Origin of the sequence: Thermococcus sp., assembly GCF_027066465.1 — an archaeon.
GTDB lineage: Archaea > Methanobacteriota_B > Thermococci > Thermococcales > Thermococcaceae > Thermococcus.
This window is the reverse complement of record NZ_JAMONU010000042.1, coordinates 1-3,429: the sequence shown is the minus strand read 5'-3', so window position 1 is coordinate 3,429 and position 3,429 is coordinate 1. Positions and strand designations below refer to the sequence as shown.

General features: G+C 53.8%; 4 protein-coding genes and 1 pseudogene. 4 read left to right on the top strand and 1 reads right to left on the bottom strand.

The window, feature by feature from the left end; genetic code table 11:
* The 4 genes and pseudogenes from MVK46_RS01885 to MVK46_RS01870 all read left to right on the top strand — a co-directional run.
* Positions 1–322, top strand: a pseudogene (locus MVK46_RS01885) (hypothetical protein); the annotation flags it as partial.
* Positions 323–389: 67 nt separating this feature from the next.
* The gene (locus MVK46_RS01880) at positions 390–998 is read left to right on the top strand and encodes a DUF432 domain-containing protein (protein ID WP_297534851.1); all 609 of its coding nucleotides are present in this window, start codon (positions 390–392) and stop codon (positions 996–998) included.
* A 2-nt stretch (positions 999–1,000) separates the two neighbouring features.
* Positions 1,001–2,059 (top strand): mechanosensitive ion channel family protein, encoded by a 1,059-nt coding sequence (locus MVK46_RS01875; protein ID WP_297534849.1) that lies wholly within the window; start codon positions 1,001–1,003, stop codon positions 2,057–2,059.
* A gap of 83 nt (positions 2,060–2,142) precedes the next feature.
* Complete coding sequence (locus MVK46_RS01870; RefSeq protein WP_297534847.1) at positions 2,143–2,919, top strand: hypothetical protein; 777 nt, start codon at positions 2,143–2,145, stop codon at positions 2,917–2,919.
* Here MVK46_RS01870 and MVK46_RS01865 read toward each other — a convergent pair.
* On the bottom strand, positions 2,903–3,429 hold a 527-nt coding region (locus tag MVK46_RS01865; protein WP_297534845.1), incomplete at its 5' end, for an RsmB/NOP family class I SAM-dependent RNA methyltransferase. The two genes, MVK46_RS01870 and MVK46_RS01865, sit on opposite strands and share 17 nt — an antisense overlap.

The following is a 3,429-nucleotide window of genomic DNA, read 5'->3' as shown; positions in this document are numbered from 1 at the left end:
AATCTGGGCCGATTGGAGCGGGAGAAACCTTCTCGTTCCCCAGAGCGGCACCTGGAGGGACTACTTTGGCAACGAGTGGAGCTGGAAGACAAGACCGGCCGGCACCGTTAGGATTTCCGGCATCGAGTTCAAGACCGTTGAGGGTGAGTGGAGCTACCTCTGGAACGGGACGAGGTTCAACGGTACCGCGACGGTTGCGCCGAAGATTTTCATACCCCTTGAGGTGAGGGGAGAGTTCACCTACGTTACAGACAGCGGACTTCCAGAGACGATATACGGACACTTCAAAGTGGAGGAGATGACGCTCTCGAACGTCCGCTAAAAACTTTTAAATTTTCAGCCTTTATATTTCAACCATGCGAACCTTTGGGGAATTCAAGCTCAGGACTATGTTCGTGAACGTTCTTGACAGGAGAATAAGGATAACCGAGAATCCGGACGGCACGTTTCTCTACCAGAGGGGTGATGTCTCAATCCTCCTTTCGGGCAGGGGAACCATCAGGATTATGCCCGCCCCCGCCGAAGGTTATGGTGTTAAATTCCTTATGATTAGGCTCAAACCAAAGGTCGGCGTGCCGCCCGGGGATGTCGTCGAGGGATACGTCACGGCACCGATAGACGTCGTTGTCAAGAGCGGGAACACCCTCATCGACAAGTTCGTCGTTGGAAGGGAGAAGTACGCCCTCTACGGGGAGAGGACGATAGGGGTTATCGCGAGGTACCACGTGAGCGGGTTCACTGAAGAGGAACCCGACTCGATTGGTGTCATGAAGCTCATCCTGAAAAATCCCACCTCCGACTGGAAGTTGGTTGACAAGGTAGTCCTGCCCATAAGAAACAGCGTAATGTTCTATTCCGAGACAAGGGCATATTACCCGGTTGTCGTCCTCACGACCAAGGAGCCGTACGAGGTGAACAACACCGGAAATCCCCCGGACCGAACGTTAAAGCCAACCCACAAGGCCGAGCCGCTTCCAAACTTCCGCATGAGGTGGTAGCCATGAACACGACCGTGCTGAACAACAGGATAATGAACGCACCGATTGTGCCCGGGGTCACCGTTGAAAGCCTCCTGAAGGCGCTTATTGTTGCAGCGGTTCTCATCTTCGTCGGAGAGCTCAGTAAGAAGGCCATAATACGCGCTTCCAAAGAGACCGAGATGACCTGGATACTGAACGAGGATACGGCCGAGCTGGTATTCAAGCTCTTTGTTCTTGGTGCGTTCATAGGGTCCCTATACGTCCTCGGAATAATGAAGGTGGGTGTAGGCCCAACAACAGTCGGCAACCTGACGTTCGCCCTTGGATTCTTCTACATCTCGTACCTCATAGCGAAGAAGTCAAAGGAGTACCTCATCCAGACCCGCAAGGAACCGGAGTACGCAATAAAGGCCAACCTGTTTTACTACGCCTTCATAACGCTGGCCTTCTTCATTGCCCTCAACATAGCCGGTGTTATTGGGGAGCTCGGGGCACTGCTGGCGGCCGCTGGTATAACGGGCATAGTTCTCGGTTTCTCGGCGCAGACCGTTGTGTCCAACTTCGTCTCGGGGGTTTTCATGCACTTTGACAAGCCTCTGAAGATAGGGGACGCAGTTCAGGTTGACGGCGTGCAGGGCACAGTTGAGGACATACAGATGCTCTCAACGAGGATTAGAACATGGGACGGAACCTTGGTAAGGATTCCGAACCAGAAGCTCTTCAACAGCAACATCACTAACCTCCAGAGGTATCCCGTAAGGCGCGTTGACGTAAAGGTTGGGATAGCCTATTCTGCCGACATGAGAAAGGCAATTGAGGTGATAAGGAAAACTCTGGACGAGATGCCGCTGGTTCTGGCGGAACCGGAGCCCTGGATTTACGTTGATGACCTAGGAGACAGCGCCGTCATAATAGGCGTTTGGGCGTGGGTGCCGAGCGAGAAGTGGTTCGATGTCAGGACGCAAATCGTCGAGAGGATAAAGCGTGCGCTCGATGAGGCCGGCATAGAGATACCCTTCCCGCAGAGGGTCAACTGGTTCGCCAGCGAGCTGAAGGTCAAGGTGGAGCGGGATTATTAATCCACCTCCGTCTTATCCCTTAGTTTTCTGTCGAAAAGAAGGCATAAATACGGCGTTTGCCTATGTTTTAAGGGTGATACCCCTTGAGGTTACCCCCCGTTACACCGCTTGAGGAAAACTACCTCTGTAAAAATCGTGGGGAGTTTCTCGAACTCGTCAAAAGAACCCTCTCCAAAGGTGGCGGTGCCTTCTTCAAGGTTCTCGGCAAGGTCGATGGTGAACCATACTACGTAACCCTCCTGATAGACGATGAGAAAGTCCTAGCCGTCGAGGTTCAGGATGTTAGGGGCGGTTCACAGCTCGTGGGTAAGCCTGCCCTTGAGCTTCTAAAGGAGATGCTCGAGTGCGGACCGGTAATAGCGGATGCGTTTCCAATGAGCGACGTGGACGTTAAGATGTCGGTCGTTGAGAACATGGACGTGTACAACGCAACGCCCAAAATGCCCCTGCGCGAAATGTGTCCGGGAGCCGTGGAAAAAACCGAAGAGAAAGGGGAAGAAAGGTCGCCCTCCAACATCGAAAGAGAAAGGAAGGAAAGGGTTAAGCCGGAGATTTTAATAAACGTTCCCCCTCAGGTCGATGCGTACGCCCGGAGGTTCGCCGGCAGGATTGTTAAATACGCAAACTCACTGGGGATAACAGTCAAAAGGGTGAAGATAGACGCGAAAGAAGTCAGGTATGCCCTCGGAGCCGGGAAGGGAATACACTCAACGGTTGAGCTTGAAGGGGAATCCAAGTCGCATCTTCCATATCAACGGCTGAAGGAAGAGATTGAAAAGTTCACTTACCGGGAGGCCGCCGAGCTCTCAAAGGCCCTTGGGGAGAAGGTCGTCGTGAGCAGGTTCACGCTCCGCCTTTAGTCCTCTTTTCTATCAGCGCGTAGAAGAATCCTATCGTTCCGTGCCTGTGGGGCCACGCCCTCATCGTGCCGGGCAGGAAACCCTCGTCGTAGGGGCCGGTGAGCGGAACGAGCCTCGCGTCGTCGTGTTTGTCCAGAAACCACTGCACGACCCCTTCGTTCTCCTCGGGGAGCATTGAGCAGGTGGAGTAAAGCAACCTGCCACCGGGCTTCAAAAGTCTCCAAGCGCTCTCGATTAGCTCCTTCTGGAGCTTCACAACCTTGGGTATGTTCTTCTCGCGGAGGCGCCACCTCAGCTCGGGGTTCTTGGCAATAGTTCCGTCGCTCGTGCACGGGGCATCGAGCAGAACCCTGTCGGCGATTTCCTCGCCCAAAACTTCCGGGGCCTTCCTGCCGTCGAGCTTCCTAACTTCGGCAATCTCAACGCCGGCCCATCTAAGGAGCTTTTTCATCCTCCCAATCCTCTCCGAATCAACGTCGAAGGCATAGATTTTGCCCTCGTTCCGCATGA

Coding starts and splice junctions, on each gene's coding strand:
- MVK46_RS01880 (WP_297534851.1), top strand. CDS start 390: ATGTTCGTGAACGTTCTTGACAGGAGAATAAGGATAACCGAGAATCCG.
- MVK46_RS01875 (WP_297534849.1), top strand. CDS start 1,001: ATGAACACGACCGTGCTGAACAACAGGATAATGAACGCACCGATTGTG.